We start from the raw sequence: 19,019 nt of genomic DNA, 5'->3' as shown, positions 1-19,019 counted from the left end.
GCGCCGCTGCCCCGCCGCCCCGGGCCAGGGGAGGGTGGGGCAGCGACGGTCCGCGAACCGGAGATCCATCATGCGTTCAGCTCCCGACGTCGATTCGACGTTGAGCGACTGGTTGGCCTGCGCCGAGGCGATGCAGCGCGACGTCGCCCAGGCGGTCGTCGGCCAGGAGCGGGTGATCCGCCTGCTGACCATCGCCGTGTTCGCCCGCGGCCACGTGCTGCTGGAGGGCGACGTGGGCGTCGGCAAGACGACCCTGCTGCGGGCGCTGGCGCGGGCCATCGGTGGCGCCTTCGAGCGCATCGACGGGACCATCGACCTGATGCCCGCCGATCTGGTCTACCACGCCCACCTCACCGAGGACGGCCGCCCCCGGGTCGACCCGGGTCCCCTGCTGCGCCAGGGCGAGGGCCTCGCGGTGTTCTTCTTCAACGAGATCAACCGGGCGCGCCCGCAGGTCCATTCGCTGCTGCTGCGCCTGATGGCCGAGCGCAGCGTGGCGGCCTTCAACCGCGAGCACAGGTTCCCCTACCTCCAGGTCTTCGCCGACCGCAACAAGGTGGAGCAGGAGGAGACCTTCGAGCTTCCGGCCGCGGCGCGCGACCGATTCTTCATGGAGATCGAGGTGCCGATGCCGGAGGACGAGGCGACCCGGCGCCGGCTGGTCTTCGACCCCCGCTTCCACGACATCGACCGGCTCGTGGCGGGCGTTCCCCAGGGCGTGCTCGATGTCGCCGGCCTGCCCGCGGCCGCCCAGGCGATCCAGCTCGGGGTGCGCGCCAGCGAGGCGCTGGAGATCTACACCGCCGCTCTCTGGGGGGCGGTGCGCGAGCCGCACCGCCACGGCATCGCCCTCGACGGAGTCGACATGACCCGCCTGGTGATCGGCGGCGCCAGCCCGCGCGGCGTCTCCTTCCTCGTCCGCGCCGCACGGGTGCGGGCGTGGCTGGAGGGCCGCGCCATGGTCGTCCCCGAGGACCTGCGCGAGGTGTTCGTCGAGGTCATGGCCCACCGCATCTTCCTCGACCCGGTCTACGAGCGCCGCCGCGGCCCCCTGGTGCGCGCGCTCTGCCAGGCGGCGTTCGACCGGGTGGCGGCACCATGAGCGGACGGCACACAGGCGCGTCCGACGCCGCGGCCATCGCCCTGCCGTACCGGCTGCGCTGGCGGCCCGGCGGCGTCCAGGTCGGCGCCCATCCCGGCAGCGGGGAGGGCGGGGAAGGGGCGTTCCGCCGCCACGTGCCGCTGCTGCAGCATCCCGATCCGCGGCGGGTCGACCTGCGGGAGACGGCGCGCGACCCGATGGGCACGGTGCAGGTGCGCCAGTTCACCCGGCGCAGCGCGGTCTCGATGGTCGCGGTGGTCGACCTCTCCGGCTCCATGGGCTTCTCCGGTCGCGTCGAGCGCCGCGCCGTGGTGCAGGATCTGTGCGCCACCCTCGCCGCCTCGGCCTACAGGATGGGCGACCGTTTCGGCCTGGTCGGGTGCGACGCCACCGTGCGCGACGACGTGTTCGTGGCGCCCGCCCACCGCCGCGGGGTCGAGGACGAGGTGCGGGCCCTTCTCGGCGCGGCGGTGCCGCGGGGGCCGAGCGCCGCCGGCCTGGCCGCCGCCGCCGACCGGCTGCCGGCGCGGCGCTGCCTCGTCGTCCTGGTGTCGGATTTCCTGATGCCGGTCGACCGGGTGGCCGCGGTGCTGGACGGGCTGTGGCGCCACGACGTGCTGCCCGTGGTCGTGCGCGACCGCGGCGAGGAGGAGGACCTGCCGGCCTGGGGGCTGGTGGCGCTGCGCGACCTGGAGACCGGGCAGCGCCGGCTGGCGGTGATGCGGCCTGCCCTGCGCGCCGCGTGGCGCCGCCGGGGCGAGGAGCACCGCGCGGCGCTGGAGGGCCTGTTCCGCGCGCGCGGCCGCGCCCCGTTCCACCTGATCGACGGGCTCGAGCACGACTCCCTTGCCGAGCATCTGCTCGCCGGATGAGAGAAACGCCATGCCGCCACGGACGGCCGTCTGCCTGGCCCTGCTCGCCGCCGCGACCGCGGGTTGGCTCCCCGCCGCGACCACGGCATGGGCCGCCACCGCGACCGCCGACTCCGGCGTGCGCTCGGTCACCCTGTCCGGGCCTCGCCCTTTCGGCTTCTTCATCGGCGACATCATCCGCCACGAGGTCGTCATCGCCGCCGACCCGGGGTTCCGGGTGACGGCGGCGTCGTTGCCGCGGCCCGGCCCCGTGACCTACTGGCTGGATCTGCGGGCGGTGGCGCTGGACGATCTCGGCGAGAGCGCCGGGGTGAGCCGGCAGCGCGTGCGGCTGGAGTACCAGACCTTCTACGCGCCCCTGGAACCGCGGGCGCTCGAGGTGCCGTCGCTCACCCTCACGCTGCACCAGGGCGCGCGCTCGGCCGACGCGGTGGTGCCCGCCTGGACCTTCCTGATGTCGCCTCTGCGGTCGCTGCGCCCCGACGGGGGCGGCGCCGGCGGGCCCTACCTGCGCCCCGACGTGATGCCCCGGCCGCTCGACCTGTCGGCGTGGACGGCGGCCGCGGCGGGGTCGGGCGCGGCGCTTCCCGTGCTGCTGGGGCTGATCGCCCGGCACCGCGGCTGGTGGCCGTTCCGCGGTCGCCCCCGGCGCCCCTTCGTGCGCGCCCTGCGGGTCGCCCGCCTCGACCTGCAGATGGACGGCGACGCCCAGGCCTACCGCGCCGCCCTGCTGGCCTTCCACCGCGCCTTCGACGCCACCGCCGGCCGCCGGCTGCTGGCCGACGACCTGCCCGCGTTCCTCGACGCCGCCCCCGCCTTCCGCCCCCTGGGGCGCGACCTCGAACGCTTCTTCGCGGCGTCGCGCCAGGCCTTCTTCGCGACCGACACCGCGGCGGCGGCCGATCTGCTGCCGCCGGCCGCCCTGCTGGCGCTGGGCCGGCGCCTCGTCGACGTCGAACGGGGGCGGGGATGATGGGCCTGGCCGTCGACCTCCCGGCCGCGTTGCCGCTGCTGGCCCTGGCGCTGCTGCCGCTGCTGGGCGTGCCGTTCGCGCCGGCCGACCAGCCGTCGCTGACCACGGTGCCGGGCGACCGCCTGTCCGACGCCCTCGACGTCGCGCTGCGGCTGGCGGCGGCGGTGGCCATGGCGGCGCTGGTCCTCGGCCTGGCCGGGCTGCACCGCCTGGAGCAGAGCGTCGAGCGCGAGGGCCGGGGGGCGCAGATCGTCCTGCTGCTCGACCGCAGCAGCAGCATGGACAACAGCTTCGCCGGCCGCCGGCCGACCGGCGACGAGGAGTCCAAGTCGGCCGCCGCACGGCGCCTGCTGGTGCGCTTCCTGGAGCGGCGCCCCCATGACCGGGTCGGCGTCGCCGCCTTCTCCACCGCCCCCATGCCGGTGCTGCCGATCACCGACCACCACGCCGCCGTGCGCGGTGCGGTCGACGCCATCGATCGGCCGGGCCTGGCGCACACCGATGTCGGCCGTGGCCTGGCCCTGGCCTTCTCGATGGTCGACGAGGCGCCGGCCGACGCCACCTCGGCGGTGCTGCTGGTGTCGGACGGCGCCGCCGTCATCGACCGCCGCGTCCAGGAGGCGCTGCGCGACGCGGTGGCGCGCACCCCCTTGCACCTCTACTGGCTGTTCCTGCGCACCAAGGGCAGCCGGGGCATCTTCGACACGCCGCAGCAGCCGGGCGAGGACACGCCGCAGGCCATGCCGGAGCGCCACCTCCACCGCTTCCTCGGCTCCCTCGGCGTTCCCTACCGCGCCTTCGAGGCGACCGGCGCGCAGGCGGTGGAGGCGGCGATCGACGCCATCGACACCCTGGAGACCCGGCCCATCCGCTTTCGCGAGCGGGTTCCGCGGCGCGATCTCGCCGGCGCCGCCTACGCGGTGGCCGCGGTCGCGATCGGGCTGCTCCTGCTGGCCAAGGCGGCCGAGCGGCGGCCGCGCCGCGGTGGTGGAGCCGTGGCATGACCGGCGCCGTCCGCCGTCCCGGCCGGTGGCTGTCGGCCGCCCTGTGGGTGCTGCTGGCCGTCGTCCTCGGCCTCTTCGCCCTGGCCCTGGGCCGGCTGCTGCTCGGCCTCCACGACAACCGCCAGATCGACGCCCTCGCCGCCGGGCGGGCGCTTCCCGCCGACGCGGCGGCGACGCCCGAGGTGCGCTTCGCCCGGGCCCATTTCCTCATCCTGCGGGACCGGCTGGACGAGGCCCAGGTCGAGGTCGATGCGCTCGACTCCGGCGGCACGGGGCCGCGCGCCGCGGCCCGCTACGACCTCGCCAACGCCCGGCTGCGCGCCGCCTTCGACCTCCTGGAGGCCAACCGGCTCGACTCCGCCATCCCGCTGATCCGTCTCGCCAAGGACGGTTACCGCCGGGCGCTCGCCCTCGACCCCGGGCTGTGGGACGCCAAGCACAACCTGGACGTCGCCATGCGCCTGGTGCGCGACTTCCCCGAAATCGAGGGGACGGCGGAGGAGGAGGAGCGGCCGGAGACCGCCAAGCGCCTGTGGACCGACCTGCCGGGCCTGCCGAAGGGGTTGCCGTGAGGGTCCGCCTGCCCCGCGATTCCCGGTTCCGGCTGCTCGGCCTCGCCCTCCTGGGGGTGCTGGCCGCGCTGGCCGGGCCGTGGGCCGGCGTGCCCCGCCCCGCCTACGACCTGCTGCTGGTGGTCGACATCACCGGCAGCATGAACGTCCGCGACCAGACCCTGGCCGGCCGGCCCGCCAGCCGGCTGCAGGCCGTCAAGGCGGGCCTGCGCGGCCTGCTGGCGCGGCTGCCCTGCGGCTCGCGCGCCGGTCTCGGCATCTTCACCGAGCGCCGCAGCTTCCTGCTGTTCGAGCCGGTGGAGACCTGCGCGAACTTCGCCCCCCTCGACGGCGCGCTCGACGCCCTGGACTGGCGCATGGCGTGGGAGGGGGACAGCCGCGTCGCCTCGGGCCTGGACAGCGCCCTGGCCATCGCCGGCGGGCTGGGCAGCAGCCTTCTCTTCTTCACCGACGGCCACGAGGCGCCGCCGCTGCCGGCGGCCGGGCCACCGCCCTTCGACGCGCGGCCGGGGGCGGTCGCGGGCGCCATCGTCGGGGTCGGCGGGACGGTGCCCGCGCCGATTCCCCGCTTCGACCGGGAGGGGCGCGAGGTCGGCTTCGTGCGCTCCGCGGACGTGCCCCACGAGACCCGTCTGGGCCCGCCGCCGGCCGACGCCTCCAGCCGCCCCGGCTGGCACCCGCGCAACGCCCCCTGGGGTGCCGCCCCGGCGACGGGGACCGAGCATCTGAGCGCGGTGCGCGCCCCCCACCTGCGCGATCTCGCGGCGCGCACCGGCCTCGCCTACGCCGCGATGGGCGACGCCGCGGCGCTGGAGGCGGTCGTGGCGCGCCATGCCGCCGTCCGGCCGATCCCGGGCCGCGTCGATCTCAGCCCGCTGCCCGCCGGTCTGGCGCTCGCCGCGCTGGTGGGCGTCTACGCCGTCCTGCCGCTGCGCGACCGGCGCCGGCGGGCCCCACCCGTTCCGACCACTGTCCGAAGGATCGCCTGATGCCGACACGCGTTCTCGCCGCCGCCGCCGTCCTCGCCCTGCTCGCCTGCCCCGCCTGGGCCCACGGGCCGACCCCGCAGAAGGCGGGGGAGAGCATCGCCATCGCCGCCCCGCCCGACGCCGTGTGGGCGGTGGTGTCGGATTTCGGCGCGCTGGCCGCCTGGCACCCCATGGTCGCGGACAGCACCGCCGCGGCGCAGGACGGCGGCGGCCAGCAGCGCACCCTGACCCTGGAGGGCGGCGGGCAGCTGGTGGACAGCCTGGACGCCGTGGACGCCACCGCCCACACCCTGTCCTATCGGCTCCTGAAGGAGAACGTGGAGGCGTTCCCGGTCAGCTTCTACTCCGCCACCCTGGCCGTCGCGGCCGGGGACGGGGCGGGCAGCACCGTCACGTGGTCCGGCCGGTTCTACCGCGGCGACACCGGGAACTTCCCACCGGAGACCCTCGACGACGCCGCCGCGCGGGCCGCCATGGAGGGCTATTTCCGGTCCGGACTGGAGGGCCTGAAGGCGATGCTCGAGAGGCACTGAGACGGTCTGTCTCGCGCGGCCGGCGGTCAGCCCGGCTTTCGGAAGGCGATGCGCGGCTCCTGGCCCGTCAGCAGGCGGCGGATGTTGGCCGCGTGGCGGACCGCGACCAGGACGGCGATGAACAGGGCCAGCAGCGCCACGCCCGGCGTTGCCAGGACCCACGCCGCCACCGGCGCCAGCGCCAGAGCCGTCAGCGCCGACAACGACGAGATGCGGGCGAGCAGGGCCGTCGCCAGCCAGGTCGCGCAGGCGACCGCGCCCACCGGCCACGCCACCGCCAGCAGCACGCCCAGGGCGGTCGCCACGCCCTTGCCGCCCTTGAAGCCCAGCCACACCGGGAAGGTGTGGCCCAGCATGGCGCCGCCGCCGGCCCACAGCGCCGCCTCCGGCCCGGCGGCGGACAGCGCCAGCAGCGCCGCGATGGCCCCCTTGCCGCTGTCGAGCAGCAGGGTGGCCGCGGCCAGCGCCTTGTTGCCGGTGCGCAGCACGTTGGTGGCGCCGATGTTGCCGGAGCCGATCTTGCGGACGTCGCCGTAGCCGGCAAGCCGGGTGAGCACCAGGCCGAAGGGGATGGAGCCCAGCAGGTAGCCGAAGAGCGCGGCCGTCGCGGCGGCCAGGGCGGGGATCTCCACCGGGCTACTCCGTCGCCTGCCAGACGGCGCGGCCGTCGACCACGGTGCGCAGGGCGCGGCCCTGCACCGGACGGTCCTCGAACGCGGAGTTCTTGGTCTTCGACTTGAAGCGGCTGACGTCCACCCGCCACGGCACCTCCGGGTCGAACAGCACCAGATCGGCCGGCCCGCCGACGGCGAGGCGCCCGCCCGGCAGGCCCAGCAGGGCGGCGGGGCGGCAGGTGACCTTGGCCATGGCCTCCAGCAGGGTCAGACTGCCCTTGTGGGCCAACTCCAGCGTCAGCGGCAGCAGCGTCTCCAGGCCGATCACGCCGAAGGCGGCCTGGGCGAAGGGCACGCGCTTGTGGTCCTGGTCCTGCGGCCAATGGTCCGACGCGATGACGTCGATGGTGCCGTCCGCCAGCCCCTCGACGATGGCCCGGCGGTCCATCTCGCCGCGCAGCGGCGGCGACACCTTGGCGAAGGTGCGGTACTCGCCGACGTCGGTCTCGGTCAGCGCGAAGTAGTGCGGGGCGGTGTCGCAGGTGACCCGCAGCCCCCGGTCCTTGGCGCGGCGGATCACCGCCACCGACTCGCCGGTCGTGACATGGGCGAAATGGACGTGCCCGCCGGTCATCTCGGCCAGCCGCACGTCGCGCTCGATCATGATGATCTCGGCCTCGCGGGAGATCCCGGACAGGCCCAGCCGGGTCGCCAGCTCCCCGGCGTTCATGACGCCGGTGGCCAGCCGCGGCTCCAGCGGGTGCTGGACGATCAGCTTGCCGAAGGCGCTGGCGTAGCTCAGCGCCCGGCGCATGGTCAGGGGATCGGCGATCGCCCGGGTGCCGTCGGTGAAGGCGACGGCGCCGGCGTTGGCCAGCAACCCCATCTCGGTGATCTCGGCGCCCTCGGTGCCGCGGGTCGCCGCGGCGTAGGCGAAGACCTTGACCTGGCGCACCTCGCGCCCGCGCCGGGCGACGAACTGCAGGCCGGCCACCTCGTCGATCACCGGGTCGGTGTCGGGCAGCAGCACCATGGTGGCGACGCCGCCGGCGGCGGCGGCCCGCGAGGCGCTCTTGATGGTTTCCTTGTGCTCCTCGCCGGGCTCGCCCACCTGGACGCGGATGTCGACCAGCCCGGGGGCGAGGCACTGGCCGGCGGCGTCGATCACCGTGGCGTCGCCCGGCGCCCCGTCGGCGAACAGGCCCGGGCCGAGGTCGGCGATGCGCGTCCCCTCGGTCAGCAGACCGCCCGGCGCGTCGAGCCCGGTGGCGGGGTCGAGCAGGCGGGCGTTGACGTAGGCGACGCGGGCCGGTGCGGCGGGAACGGCGGGGATCGGGGGGAGGACGGTGGGCACGGGCGGGGTCTCCATCGCGCCGTCAGGCCAGGGCGGCGGTGCGGGCGGGGCGGGTCAGCAGGTCGAGGACGGCCATGCGCACGGCCACGCCGAGCTCCACCTGGTCCAGCACCATCGACCGCTTGTAGTCGTCCGCCACCTCCGAATCGATCTCCACCCCGCGGTTCATCGGCCCGGGGTGCATGATCAGCGCGTGGGGCTTGGCCACCGCCAGCTTGTCGTAGTCCAGGCCGTAGAAGTAGAAGTACTCGCGCGTCGACGGCACGTACTGGCCGGACATCCGCTCGGTCTGGAGGCGCAGCATCATCACGATGTCGACGTCCCTCAGGCCTTCCTTCATGGTGTGGTGGACCTCCACGCCGAGCCGCTCGACCGCGGACGGCAGGAGGGTGGGCGGGGCGACGACCCGCACGCGGGCCCCCATGGCGTTCAGCAGATGGATGTTGGAGCGCGCCACCCGGCTGTGCAGGATGTCGCCGCAGATCGCCACCACCAGCCCTTCAAGCCGGCCCAGCCGGCGGCGGATGGCCAGCGCGTCGAGCAGCGCCTGGGTCGGGTGCTCGTGGTGCCCGTCCCCGGCGTTCAGCACGGCGCAGTTCACCTTGTCGGCCAGCAGCTTGACCGCGCCGGACTCGGCGTGGCGGACGACCAGCGCGTCGAGGTGCATGGCGTTGAGCGTGGTCGCCGTGTCGATCAGCGTCTCGCCCTTCTTCACCGAGGACGACTGGACCGCCATGTTGATGACGTCGGCCCCCAGGCGCTTGGCCGCCAGTTCGAACGAGGTCAGCGTGCGGGTCGAGTTCTCGAAGAACAGGTTGACCACGGTGCGGCCGGACAGCAGCTGCGACTTGCGGTCGCGGCTGCGGCTCTGCTCCACGTAGCTGTCCGCCAGGTCCAGCACGAGGGTGATCTCCCCGGCGGTCATCCCCTCGATGCCGAGAAGGTGACGGTGCGGGAAATCGGGGGACATCGGGGGCTCGCTCATGGGCCGGGACTATAGGAGCGGCCGCAGGGCGCCGCAAGCGCGCCTCAAAGGCACCCCGGGGGGGTGCTTGCGCGGGTGGCGGCGCTCGCCCTAACATGGTTGGCGCACCAAATCAGTTCCCCAGCGGACGATGGTGCCGGCAGCCAGGGGAGGGAGCGCGGTGGAGCGACGGGACGCCGAGAGCGGGCTGGACAGGCGGGCGGCCAACCACGTGCCGCTGACCCCGCTGGACTTCCTGCGGCGCGCCGGCGCGGTGCACCCGGACAAGGTGGCGGTGGTCTACGGCGCCACCCGCCGCACCTACGCGGAGCTGTACGGCCGCGCCCGCGCCCTGGCCTCGGCGCTGGAGCGGGCCGGCGTGCGCCCCGGCGACCGCGTGTCCGCCCTGATCCCCAACACCCCGGCGATGCTGGAGGCGCATTTCGGCGTGCCCGGCGCCGGCGCCGTGCTGAACGCCATCAACACCCGCCTCGACGCGGCCACCGTCGCCTTCATCCTGGAGCACGCGGAGAGCCGTGTCCTGCTGGTCGACCGTGGCCTCGCCGCGGTGGCACGGGCGGCCCTGGAGCGCACCGCGGCCCGGCCCCGGGTGGTGTGGATCGACGACCCGCACGCCGGCGGCGCCGAGCCCGTCGGCGAGGCGGAGTACGAGGCGTTCCTGGCCGGCGGCGACGCCACGCGGCCCTTCACGGCGCCCGGCGACGAATGGGACTCCATCGCCCTGAACTACACCTCGGGGACCACGGGCAACCCCAAGGGCGTGCTCTACCACCACCGCGGCGCCCACCTGAACGCGCTCGGCAACGCCCTGACCTTCGCGCTGACGCCGCGCAGCGTCTACCTGTGGACGCTGCCGATGTTCCATTGCAACGGCTGGTCCTATCCCTGGGCGGTGACCGCGGTCGGGGGGCGCCACGTCTGCCTGCGCCAGGTCGATCCGCCGCAGGTGTTCCGCCTGATCGAGGAGGAGCGGGTGACCCACCTGTGCGGCGCGCCGGTGGTGCTGACCATGCTGATCCACGCGCCGGACGCGGACCGGCGCCGCTTCGCCCACGGGCCGGTGCAGGTCGCCACCGGCGGGGCCGCCCCGCCCAGCGCGGTGATCGGCGCCATGGAGGCGATGGGCTTCGCGGTGACCCACCTCTACGGCATGACCGAGTGCTACGGCCCCTCCACCGTGTGCGTCTGGCAGGAGGGGTGGGACGGCCTGGGCGTGGACGAGCGCGCCGTCCTGATGGCCCGCCAGGGGGTCAGCATGGTGACCATGGCCGACCAGGCCGTCCTCGACTCCGACGGCGGTCGGGTTCCCGCCGACGGGGCGACGCTGGGGGAGCTGGCCCTGCGCGGCAACACCGTCATGAAGGGCTATCTGAAGAACCCGGCGGCCACCGACGCGGCGCTGCGCGACGGCTGGCTGCACACCGGCGACCTCGCGGTGACCCACCCCGACGGCTATGTGGAGATCAAGGACCGGGCCAAGGACATCATCATCACCGGCGGCGAGAACGTCTCGTCGCTCGAGGTGGAGGAGGCTCTCTACCGCCACCCCGCGGTCGTCGAGGCCGCGGTGGTCGCCCGCCCCGACCCGCGGTGGGGCGAGAGCGTGTGTGCCTTCGTCACGCTGAAGGGCGACGCCGCGGCGACGGTCGACGCCGCCGCCCTCACCGCGTGGTGCCGGGGCCACCTCGCCGGGTTCAAGGTGCCGCGCACCGTGGTGTTCGGCCCGCTGCCCAAGACGGCGACGGGCAAGATCCAGAAATTCGTCCTGCGCGAGCAGGCCCGGGGGCTGGTGTGAGTGGCTATCTCATCGACCTCACCGGCCGCACCGCCCTGGTCACCGGCGCGTCTTCCGGGTTGGGCTGGCATTTCGCGCGGGCGCTGGCCCTGGCCGGGGCGCGGGTCGCCGTGGCGGCGCGCCGCATCGACGCGCTGGAGGACCTCTGCGACGCGATCGCCGCCGACGGCGGGGACGCCGTGGCGGTGCCGGTCGACGTGACCGACGCGGCGTCGGTGCGCGCCGCGGTCGCCGACGCCGCCGACGGCCTGGGCGGCATCGACATCCTGGTCAACAACGCCGGGGTGACCGAGACGCGGCCGGTTCTCGACACCGACGAGGCCGCCTGGGATCGCGTGCTCGACACCAACCTGAAGGGGGCGTTCCTGGTGGCGCGGGAGGTTGCGCAGGCCATGAGCGAGCGCGGCGCGGGCGGGGCGATCGTCAACATCGCCTCCATCCTCGGCCTGCGCGTCGCCGGGCAGCTCGCCGCCTACGCCGCCTCCAAGGCGGCGCTGGTGCAGCTCACCCGGTCCATGGCGCTGGAACTGGCCCGCCACCGCATCCGGGTCAACGCGCTGTGCCCCGGCTACATCGAGACCGACCTCAACCGCGCCTTCTTCGCCGGCGAGGCGGGCCGGGCGCTGATCGGCCGGGTGCCGCAGCGCCGCCTCGGCCGGCCCGAGGACCTCGACGGCCCGCTGCTGCTGCTGTGCTCCGATGCCGGGGCCTACATCACCGGGGCGACGCTGGCGGTCGACGGCGGCCACCTCGTCAGCTCCCTCTGACGCCAGACCCCGGGAACGGAGAGCGCCGCCCATGGATTTCGCCCTGCCACCGGAGATCGAGGCGACCCGGCGCCGCGTGCGCGCCTTCGTCGAGGAGGAGATCCTTCCCGTCGAGGCCGACCGGGCCCACTGGGACGAGCACGAGAACATCGGCGGTCCGGCGCTGGCCCGGCTGCGGGCGCGGGCGAAGGAGGCGGGGCTGTGGTCGCTGCAGATGCCGCGGGCGCTGGGCGGCGGCGGTCTGCCGGTGGTCGGCATGGCGGCCTGCTACGAGGAGATGAACCGCTCCATCTTCGGGCCGGTCTGCTTCAACGCCGCCGCCCCCGACGACGGCAACATGATGGTGCTGAACGCCGTCGGCACGCCGGCGCAGAAGGCGCGCTGGCTGCAGCCGATCGTCGACGGGGCCGTGCGCTCGGCCTTCGCCATGACCGAGCCGCACCCGGGCGCCGGGTCCGACCCGTCGATGATGCGGACGCGGGCGGAGCGGCGCGGCGACCGCTGGGTGGTGCAGGGGCGCAAATGGTTCATCACCGGGGCCGGGGTGGCGCAGCACTTCATCCTGATCGCCCGCACCGCCGACGATCCGCGCAAGGGGCTGACCGCCTTCCTGTTCCACCGCGACCAACCCGGCTGGGAGATCGTGCGGCGCATCCCGATCATGGGGCCGGAGGAGCACGGCGGCCATTGCGAGCTGGCCTTCGACGGGCTGGAGATCGCCGACGAGAACGTGCTGATGGGGGTCGGCGACGGGCTGAAGGTGACCCAGATCCGCCTCGGCCCGGCCCGCCTGACCCACTGCATGCGCTGGACCGGCCTGGCCAAGCGCTGCCTGGAGATCGCCGGCGCCTATGTCCGGGAGCGCGAGAGCTTCGGCGCGCCGCTCAGCGAGCGCGACGGGGTGCGCTGGATGCTGGGCGATGCCGCCATGCGGATCGAGATGGGCCGGCTGATGGTGATGAAGGCCGCCTGGACCCTGGACCGCGGCGGCCGGGCGAAGAAGGAGCTGTCGATGGCCAAGGTGCTGGTGGCCGACACCCTGCACACCGCGGTGGACACGGCGATCCAGCTGTGCGGCGCGCGCGGCTATTCGCGCGACACGGTGCTGGAGTGGATCTACCGCTACGCCCGCCAGGCGCGTCTGGTCGACGGCGCCTCGGAGGTGCACAAGACGGTGCTGAGCGGATTCTACCTCGGCGAGGGCGACGCCTTCTGGAGCTGGGGCTGAGATGGCCGGCGCGCAGGCGGCCCCGGCGATCGCGGCCGAGGCGCTGGCCCGGCTGGAGCGCTGGCTGGCCGGCGCGGCGGGCGCCGCGCGGGCCGCCGTGGCGGACCCCGAACGGTTGGGCGGCGGCGCCATCTCCCTCAACCTCGGCGCGGTGCTGACGCTGGAGGGCGGGGCGCTGGCGGGACGCCACGGCGTGGTGGTGCGGATCGGCGGTGCGGCCGGCATGGCCGCCCGCATCGACACCCGCCACGAGTTTGCGGTGCTGCGGGCCGCCCATGGCGCGGGGGTGGCGGTGCCGGAGCCGCTGCTCGCCTGCGATGACCCGGCCGTGCTGGGCAACCCGTTCTACGTCATGCGCCGGATCGCCGGGACCGCGGCGGGGCGCCAGGTGGTGCGGGCCGAGGCGCCGCAGCGGGAGCTGGCCCGGGAGCTGGGCCGCCAGCTCGGCCGGTTGCACCGGGTGGTGCCGGACGACGGCGACCTCGGCCTGCCGGTGCCGCACGGACCCCCGGCCCTGGCGGCGGCGCGCCTCTGCCGGTCGTGGATCGGCGCCGCGGCCGACCGCGACCCGGTGTTGGCCTGGGGCTTGCGCTGGCTGGAGGTGCACGCACCGCCCGCCGGCCCGGTGGTGCTGTGCCACCGCGACTACCGCACCGGCAACTACCTGGTGGAGGGCGGCCGGCTCACCGCCATCCTCGACTGGGAGTTCGCCGGGTGGAGCGATCCCATGGAGGACCTCGGCTGGTTCTGCGCCCGCTCCTGGCGGTTCGGCCGCATGGACCGGGAGGCCGGCGGGCTGGCCGACCGCACCGACCTCTACGCGGGCTATGAGGAGACCGCGGGCCGGCCGGTCGACCGCGCCCGTGTGGCCTACTGGGAGGCGGCGGCCTATGTGCGCTGGGCGGCCATCGCCCTGATGCAGGGGCGCCGCCACACCTCCGGCCGCGAGCCGTCGCTGGAGCTGGCGCTGACCGGGCGCATGCTGCCGGAGATCGAGCGCGACCTGCTGATCCATCTGCGCGCCCTGGACGAAGGAACGCCCCGATGACCGATGCCCCCGACGCGCGCGCCCTGCTGGCCGCCGCCCTCGACGCCTACCGGGCGGAGGTGCTGCCGGCGGTCCCGGCGGAGCGGCGCTACACCGCGCTGATGGTCGCCAACGCCCTGGCGGTGGTGCAGCGGGAACTGGACGGGCTGGAGGGGGCCCGGCGCGCGGTCATGGAGGCGATGACCGGCCTGATGGGCGAGGACGCCGATCCCACTCTCTCCGACCCCGCCCTGGGGGAGCGTCTCGACGCCCTGAAACGCCGCCTGTGCGCCGACATCGCGGCAGGTGTGCACGACGGCGGAGGACCGGAGCTCCAGGCCTGCCTGGAGGCGACGGTGCGCGCCCGGCTGGCGATCAGCAATCCCAAGCTGCTTGACTAGGAGTGGGCGTTCGCGCTGCTCAATGCGCCGTGTCGGGGCGGCGGACCACCCGCAGGGGTGGTTCGTAGGCGCGCTCCACCAGGAACGCCGAGCCGACGAAGATCCCGGTGCAGCGCTTGGCCCCGATCATGGTCAGCGGCGCCTCCCAGGTGTCGCCCGCCGGGGTCATGATGCGCAGCGCCAGGCGCTGCACATTGGGGAACAGCAGATGGCCGTCGATCTCGGACTGCGGGATCTTCGGGTCGAAGACGGTCTGGGGCACCGTCAAGGTGGTGCTGCCCACCGCCAGGCTGATGTCCTGCTGCCAGATGCACGCGTTGGTGGCTCCGCCACCGCCGCCTCCCGCCGCCAGGACCGGACCGGCCATGCCGACCATCGCCAGGGCCGCGGCTGCCATGGGAAACACACGCTGCGCGAAGGAGCGATGACGCCGCATGGGAAATGTGGTCATTTAGTAAACTGCCGCCTATTGCCCTGGCCCATTGGAGAATAGTTGAGCAGCGCCGCCCAGGCAATACCATCCTCACGGTGCCGACGCATGGCGGCGTCGCGGAAAACCGGGACTGATTGAGACAAAGGTCTCATTTATGCTTCACTGCAAGCATCTTTCTATCGTGGTGCCATGGCAACCATTTCCGAGGCCTTGCTGGCCGCGTTCGACCATCACCAAGCGGGCCGTCCGGATGCGGCGCGGACCTTGTACCGGCGCATCCTCGACGTCGATCCTCTGCAGGCCGACGCGGCCCACCTGCTGGGCATCCTCGAGGCGCAGGGCGGCGGGACGGCGCCGGCGGTGGCGTGGATGCGGCGCGCCATCGTGTGCCGGCCCGACGTGGCCGGCGTGCACTCCAACCTCGGCGCCGCCCGGCGGACCCTGGGGGACGCCGGGGGCGCGGAGGCGGCGTGCGGGCGGGCGGTCCGGCTCGACCCGACGCTGGCCGACGCCCATGCCAACCGCGCCGGCGCGCGGCGCGCGCTGGGCCGGGCGGCGGCGGCGGCGGACGCGGCGCGGCGCGCCCTGGCGCTGGCCCCCGGGCATGGCGAGGCGCTGGTGCATCTGGCCGACGCCAGCCTCGCCCAGGGGGCGGCCGGCGCCGCCGAGCGGGTGGCACGCCGGGCGGTCGCCCTGCGGCCCGACGGCGCGATGGCGGCCATGACCCTGGGCAACGCGCTCGCCGCCGGCGACCGGTGGGCGGAGGCGGAGGCGGCCTACCGCACCGCCCTCGGCCATGATCCCGGGCTGGCCGAGGCGCACGAGAACCTGGGCGCGCTGCTGGCCAAGCTGGGCCGCGGCGCGGAGGCGCTGGCGGCGCTCGACGCGGCAGAGCGTCTCCGCCCGGACCGCCCGCCCTGGTCGGCCCGGGGCAACGCCCTGCTGGCGCTCGGGCGTCCGCGCGACGCGGCGCGCTGCTTCGGCGAGGCGCTGGGCGCCCGCCCGCAGGACGCCGGGCTGCATTGGAACCGCGGCTTCGCCAGCCTGCTGGCCGGCGACCTGGAGGAGGGGTGGCCGGAGTTCGACTGGCGGCGTGCCGACGACCGCGCCCTGCCGCCGTGGCGTCGCTTCGAGCAGCCCACCTGGCAGGGCGGGCCGGTGGAGGGGCGGACGCTGCTGCTGCACGCCGAGCAGGGGCTGGGCGACACCCTCCAGTTTGTGCGTTACGTGCCCCTGGCGGCGGCCCGCGGGGCGCGGGTGGTGCTGGAGGTCCAGCCGCCCCTGCGCCGGCTGCTGGCCGGGATGGAAGGGGCGGAGCGGGTCATCGCGCGCGGCGACCCGCTGCCGGCGTTCGACCTGGAATGCCCGTTGATGAGCCTGCCCCGGGCGTTCGGCACGACCCTGGCGACGGTGCCGGCGGCGGTGCCCTATCTGCGGCCCGAGCCGCAGGCGGTGCGGCGCTGGCGCGAGCGCCTGCGCGGGGCCGGTCCCGCGGTCGGGCCAGCGGTGGGGCCAGCGGTGGGGCTGGTGTGGGCGGGCAACCCCCGGTTCCCCGGGGACCGCCTGCGCTCACCGGGGCTGGGGGCGCTGCGGCCGCTGCTCGACGTGCCGGGGGTGCGGGTCTTCGGCCTGCAGGTGGGGCCGGGCCGGGCCGAGCTGGCCGGGGCGGACCTTCCCGGTTCCTTCACCGATCTGGGCGGCGAGCTCCACGATTTCGCCGACACCGCCGCGGTCATGGCCGGGCTCGATCTGGTGATCTCGTCGTGCACCGGGCCGGCCCATCTGGCCGGGGCGCTGGGCGTGCCGCTGTGGGTTCTGTTGCCGGCCGCACCGGACTGGCGCTGGCTGCTGGGCCGCGACGACAGCCCCTGGTACCCGTCGGCCCGCCTGTTCCGGCAGGAGACTCCCGGCGACTGGTCGGGCGTCGCGCGCTCCGCCGCCGCGGCCCTGGCCGGCCTCGCCGGCTAGGGCCATTGAGCCCGTCGGGGCCGCGTCACTCGACCGTGCGGAACGCCTTGGTGTCGGGGTCGATGGCCCAGAGCTCGCCGGTCTCGATGTCGAACCACCAGCCGTGGATCTGCAGCGTGCCGGCGGCCACCCGTTCGGCGATCCAGGGGAAGGTCAGCAGGTTCTCCACCGAGCCGCGCACGGCGGAGCGCTCCACCAGCTCGGGATGGGCGCGCAGGTCCTCGATGCCGACGCGGCCGGGGGTGGGCGCCGCGACTCCGGCGTCGGCGACCACCCCGACCTCGTCGAGGTAGCGGTCGCAGGCCTCGCTCGCGATGGTCACCCAGGGCGCCACGAAATCGCCCTGGATCGCCTCGCCGGCGCGGATGCGGATCAGCCCGGCGATGCCGCCGCACTGGGCGTGGCCGAGCACCAGGATGTTGGAGACCTCCAGCACGCGCACCGCGTATTCGATGGCCGCCGAGGTGCCGTGGTACTGGCCGTCCGGCTGGAAGGGCGGCACCAGATTGGCGACGTTGCGCACCACGAAGAGTTCGCCCGGCTCGGCCATGGTCAGCAGCGCCGGGTCGACGCGGCTGTCGGAGCAGCCGATCAGCAGGACGTCCGGCTTCTGGCCGTTCTGGATCAGCGCGCGCATGCTGCCGGGGTTGCGCTCGTAGTAGCGAGCCCGATAGCCCTTCACGCCGGCCAGCAGCCGGCGGATCGCCGGGTTCCCTTCGATCGCCATGGATTCCCCCCCTCGCCGCGGCCGTCCCGGCGTCGCCGACCTCATAGCACGCCGCCATCATCTGTGTGCAGCGCCGCGACGGCCTCAGAAGACCGGGGAGAAGGCGTCTTCGGCCGGGTCGAACAGCCAGATCTCGCCGTCGGACAGGTCGAACCACCAGCCGTGCAGGTGCAGCGCGCCGCTCTCCACCCGGTCGCGCACGAACGGGAAGCTCCTGAGGTTCTCCAGCGACCCACGCACCGCCGCCCGCTCGACCCGCGTCGCCTCGTCGGTGTCGGCGGTCTCCGGCTCCAGGAACCGGTTGCAGGCCTCGTCGGCGATCGACACCCAGGGGGCGATGAAGGCGCCGTCCGGGCGGTCGCCCTTGCGCAGCCGGATCAGCCCCTGGATGCCGCCGCAGCCGGCGTGGCCCAGGACGATGACGTGGCGCACCTCCAGCACCGTCACCGCGTACTCGATGGCCGCCGAGGTGCCGTGGTACGAGCCGTCGGGCTGGTAGGGCGGGACCAGGTTGGCGACGTTGCGGACCACGAACAGCTCGCCCGGCTCCGCCTCCATCAGGATGGCGGGGTCGACGCGGCTGTCGGAGCAGCCGATCAGCAGCACCTCGGGCTTCTGCCCGTGCTCCACCAGCTCGCGCATGCTGTCGGGGCTGCGCTCGTAGTAGCGGGCGCGGAAGCTCTTCAGCCCGGCCAGCAGGCGGCGTACGGCCTCGTGGTGGATGCGGTGCGGCATGATGGTGATCCTTCCCTTCGCCCGGGCCACGCCGGGAAACCGACCGATTTAGTCTGGTTCCCCCCATCGGCGCAACCGGCCGCTGTCGAGTCCGAAGAGGTCGAGGACGCGGCCGACGGCGTGGTCGACGAGATCGTCGACGCTGCGCGGCCGGGCGTAGAACGCGGGCACCGGCGGCGCGATGATGGCGCCCATCTCGGCCAGCTGGGTCATGGTCCGCAGATGGCCCAGGTGCAACGGCGTCTCCCGCACCATCAGCACCAGCGGCCGGCGGTCCTTCAGGGCAACGTCGGCGGCTCGGCTCAGCAGCGACGAGGTCACCCCGGTGGCGATCTCGCTCATGCTGCGGACCGAGCAGGGTGCGACCACCATGCCCAGGGTGCGGAAGCTGCCGCTGGCGATGGCGGCGCCGATGTCGGTGGCGGCGTAGGCGACGTCGGCCAGCGCCCGGACGTCGGCGACCTTCAGGTCGGTCTCGTGGGCCAGCGTGACCTCGGCCGACCGGCTCATCACCAGATGGCTTTCGACCGACAGGGCGCGCAGCGTTTCCAGCAGCCGAACCCCGAGGACCACCCCCGAGGCCCCGCTGATTCCGACGACGAGGCGGGGCGGTGCGGACATGGCCGAAGATGTAGCGTGCGCCTCTCCTTTCGTCCAGTGCATCCCTTGGGCGCTTGCGCCGCCGGCCCGATTGGCAACAGACTGATCACGCTGCCGTCGCACCGGCGCGGTTGGCCGGTTCCGGTGCGACCGCCTACCGAGGAGGGAGCCAATGGCCTGTGAGGACCGGATCGAAACCCTTCGCATGAGGCATCAGGCGCTGGAGGTCGAACTCCGGCGCGAAGCCCTGCGCCCGCATCCGGACGACGCCGCGCTGGCCAAGATCAAGAAGCAGAAGCTCCGCCTGAAGGACGAGATGACGCGGCTGGCCCGCGCCTGA

21 protein-coding genes are annotated in these 19,019 nt (G+C 74.6%); 14 read left to right on the top strand and 7 right to left on the bottom strand.

What is annotated here, in order from left to right:
* Positions 1-70: 70 nt before the first annotated feature.
* From AC6H2I_RS21290 to AC6H2I_RS21260, 7 genes are read left to right on the top strand one after another with little or no spacing between them, the layout of a single operon-like run.
* Positions 71-1,102 carry an AAA family ATPase gene (locus AC6H2I_RS21290; RefSeq protein WP_497502718.1) on the top strand — a complete coding sequence of 344 codons (1,032 nt, stop codon included), beginning with the start codon at positions 71-73 and terminating at the stop codon, positions 1,100-1,102.
* Positions 1,099-1,974 carry a DUF58 domain-containing protein gene (locus AC6H2I_RS21285; RefSeq protein WP_497502717.1) on the top strand — a complete coding sequence of 292 codons (876 nt, stop codon included), beginning with the start codon at positions 1,099-1,101 and terminating at the stop codon, positions 1,972-1,974. Before AC6H2I_RS21290 ends, AC6H2I_RS21285 begins: the two co-directional genes overlap by 4 nt.
* Before the next feature lie 10 nt (positions 1,975-1,984).
* Positions 1,985-2,947 (top strand): hypothetical protein, encoded by a 963-nt coding sequence (locus AC6H2I_RS21280; RefSeq protein WP_497502716.1) that lies wholly within the window; start codon positions 1,985-1,987, stop codon positions 2,945-2,947.
* Positions 2,944-3,951: a vWA domain-containing protein gene (locus AC6H2I_RS21275; RefSeq protein WP_497502715.1), complete on the top strand. Its 1,008-nt coding sequence runs from the start codon at positions 2,944-2,946 to the stop codon at positions 3,949-3,951. Before AC6H2I_RS21280 ends, AC6H2I_RS21275 begins: the two co-directional genes overlap by 4 nt.
* A complete protein-coding gene (locus AC6H2I_RS21270) occupies positions 3,948-4,523 on the top strand; it encodes a hypothetical protein (RefSeq protein WP_497502714.1) in 576 nt (191 codons plus the stop codon). The genes AC6H2I_RS21275 and AC6H2I_RS21270 overlap by 4 nt, the downstream gene beginning before the upstream one ends.
* Positions 4,520-5,512, top strand: a complete 993-nt coding sequence (locus AC6H2I_RS21265; RefSeq protein WP_497502713.1) for a vWA domain-containing protein — start codon at positions 4,520-4,522, stop codon at positions 5,510-5,512. The genes AC6H2I_RS21270 and AC6H2I_RS21265 overlap by 4 nt, the downstream gene beginning before the upstream one ends.
* Positions 5,512-6,045, top strand: coding sequence for an SRPBCC family protein (locus tag AC6H2I_RS21260; RefSeq protein WP_497502712.1), 534 nt, complete (start codon positions 5,512-5,514; stop codon positions 6,043-6,045). Before AC6H2I_RS21265 ends, AC6H2I_RS21260 begins: the two co-directional genes overlap by 1 nt.
* Before the next feature lie 26 nt (positions 6,046-6,071).
* On the opposite strand, the gene plsY is transcribed toward AC6H2I_RS21260, so the two are convergent.
* The 3 genes from plsY to AC6H2I_RS21245 are packed head-to-tail and all read right to left on the bottom strand — an operon-like array spanning position 6,072 to position 8,998.
* Positions 6,072-6,677 (bottom strand): glycerol-3-phosphate 1-O-acyltransferase PlsY, encoded by a 606-nt coding sequence (plsY, locus tag AC6H2I_RS21255; RefSeq protein WP_497502711.1) that lies wholly within the window; start codon positions 6,675-6,677, stop codon positions 6,072-6,074.
* 4 nt (positions 6,678-6,681) lie between these two features.
* Positions 6,682-8,013 carry a dihydroorotase gene (pyrC, locus tag AC6H2I_RS21250; protein ID WP_497502710.1) on the bottom strand — a complete coding sequence of 444 codons (1,332 nt, stop codon included), beginning with the start codon at positions 8,011-8,013 and terminating at the stop codon, positions 6,682-6,684.
* A gap of 22 nt (positions 8,014-8,035) precedes the next feature.
* On the bottom strand, positions 8,036-8,998 hold the full coding sequence (locus tag AC6H2I_RS21245; protein ID WP_497502709.1) for an aspartate carbamoyltransferase catalytic subunit: 963 nt from the start codon (positions 8,996-8,998) through the stop codon (positions 8,036-8,038).
* A gap of 130 nt (positions 8,999-9,128) precedes the next feature.
* Here AC6H2I_RS21245 and AC6H2I_RS21240 point away from each other — a divergent pair, with 130 nt between their 5' ends.
* From AC6H2I_RS21240 to AC6H2I_RS21220, 5 genes are read left to right on the top strand one after another with little or no spacing between them, the layout of a single operon-like run.
* On the top strand, positions 9,129-10,793 hold the full coding sequence (locus AC6H2I_RS21240; protein WP_497502708.1) for a long-chain-fatty-acid--CoA ligase: 1,665 nt from the start codon (positions 9,129-9,131) through the stop codon (positions 10,791-10,793).
* The gene (locus tag AC6H2I_RS21235; protein ID WP_497502707.1) at positions 10,790-11,560 is read left to right on the top strand and encodes a glucose 1-dehydrogenase; all 771 of its coding nucleotides are present in this window, start codon (positions 10,790-10,792) and stop codon (positions 11,558-11,560) included. The genes AC6H2I_RS21240 and AC6H2I_RS21235 overlap by 4 nt, the downstream gene beginning before the upstream one ends.
* Before the next feature lie 31 nt (positions 11,561-11,591).
* Positions 11,592-12,788 carry an acyl-CoA dehydrogenase family protein gene (locus tag AC6H2I_RS21230; RefSeq protein ID WP_497502706.1) on the top strand — a complete coding sequence of 399 codons (1,197 nt, stop codon included), beginning with the start codon at positions 11,592-11,594 and terminating at the stop codon, positions 12,786-12,788.
* A 1-nt stretch (position 12,789) separates the two neighbouring features.
* Positions 12,790-13,836 (top strand): phosphotransferase family protein, encoded by a 1,047-nt coding sequence (locus AC6H2I_RS21225; RefSeq protein ID WP_497502705.1) that lies wholly within the window; start codon positions 12,790-12,792, stop codon positions 13,834-13,836.
* Positions 13,833-14,216 (top strand): DUF6285 domain-containing protein, encoded by a 384-nt coding sequence (locus tag AC6H2I_RS21220; RefSeq protein ID WP_497502704.1) that lies wholly within the window; start codon positions 13,833-13,835, stop codon positions 14,214-14,216. The genes AC6H2I_RS21225 and AC6H2I_RS21220 overlap by 4 nt, the downstream gene beginning before the upstream one ends.
* A 19-nt stretch (positions 14,217-14,235) precedes the next feature.
* Here the strand turns inward: AC6H2I_RS21220 and AC6H2I_RS21215 are convergent, their stop codons facing one another.
* Entirely contained in the window at positions 14,236-14,613 is a 378-nt protein-coding gene (locus AC6H2I_RS21215; protein ID WP_497502703.1) for a hypothetical protein, read from the bottom strand.
* A 225-nt stretch (positions 14,614-14,838) separates the two neighbouring features.
* On the opposite strand from AC6H2I_RS21215, the gene AC6H2I_RS21210 reads away from it, so the two are divergent.
* Positions 14,839-16,617, top strand: coding sequence for a tetratricopeptide repeat protein (locus tag AC6H2I_RS21210; RefSeq protein WP_497502702.1), 1,779 nt, complete (start codon positions 14,839-14,841; stop codon positions 16,615-16,617).
* A 25-nt stretch (positions 16,618-16,642) separates the two neighbouring features.
* Here the strand turns inward: AC6H2I_RS21210 and AC6H2I_RS21205 are convergent, their stop codons facing one another.
* The 3 genes from AC6H2I_RS21205 to AC6H2I_RS21195 form a co-directional block, all read right to left on the bottom strand.
* Positions 16,643-17,344: a carbonic anhydrase gene (locus AC6H2I_RS21205; RefSeq protein WP_497502701.1), complete on the bottom strand. Its 702-nt coding sequence runs from the start codon at positions 17,342-17,344 to the stop codon at positions 16,643-16,645.
* A gap of 84 nt (positions 17,345-17,428) precedes the next feature.
* Positions 17,429-18,079, bottom strand: coding sequence for a carbonic anhydrase (locus tag AC6H2I_RS21200; protein WP_497502700.1), 651 nt, complete (start codon positions 18,077-18,079; stop codon positions 17,429-17,431).
* Positions 18,080-18,127: 48 nt separating this feature from the next.
* Positions 18,128-18,700: a UbiX family flavin prenyltransferase gene (locus tag AC6H2I_RS21195; RefSeq protein WP_497502699.1), complete on the bottom strand. Its 573-nt coding sequence runs from the start codon at positions 18,698-18,700 to the stop codon at positions 18,128-18,130.
* 151 nt (positions 18,701-18,851) lie between these two features.
* Between AC6H2I_RS21195 and AC6H2I_RS21190 the strand changes: the two genes are divergently transcribed.
* Entirely contained in the window at positions 18,852-19,019 is a 168-nt protein-coding gene (locus tag AC6H2I_RS21190; RefSeq protein WP_497502698.1) for a YdcH family protein, read from the top strand.

It is taken from the genome of Azospirillum sp. NS33, from assembly GCF_059703765.1.
The sequence above is the reverse complement of the archived record's forward strand: the minus strand, read 5'-3'. Positions and strand labels throughout refer to the sequence as shown.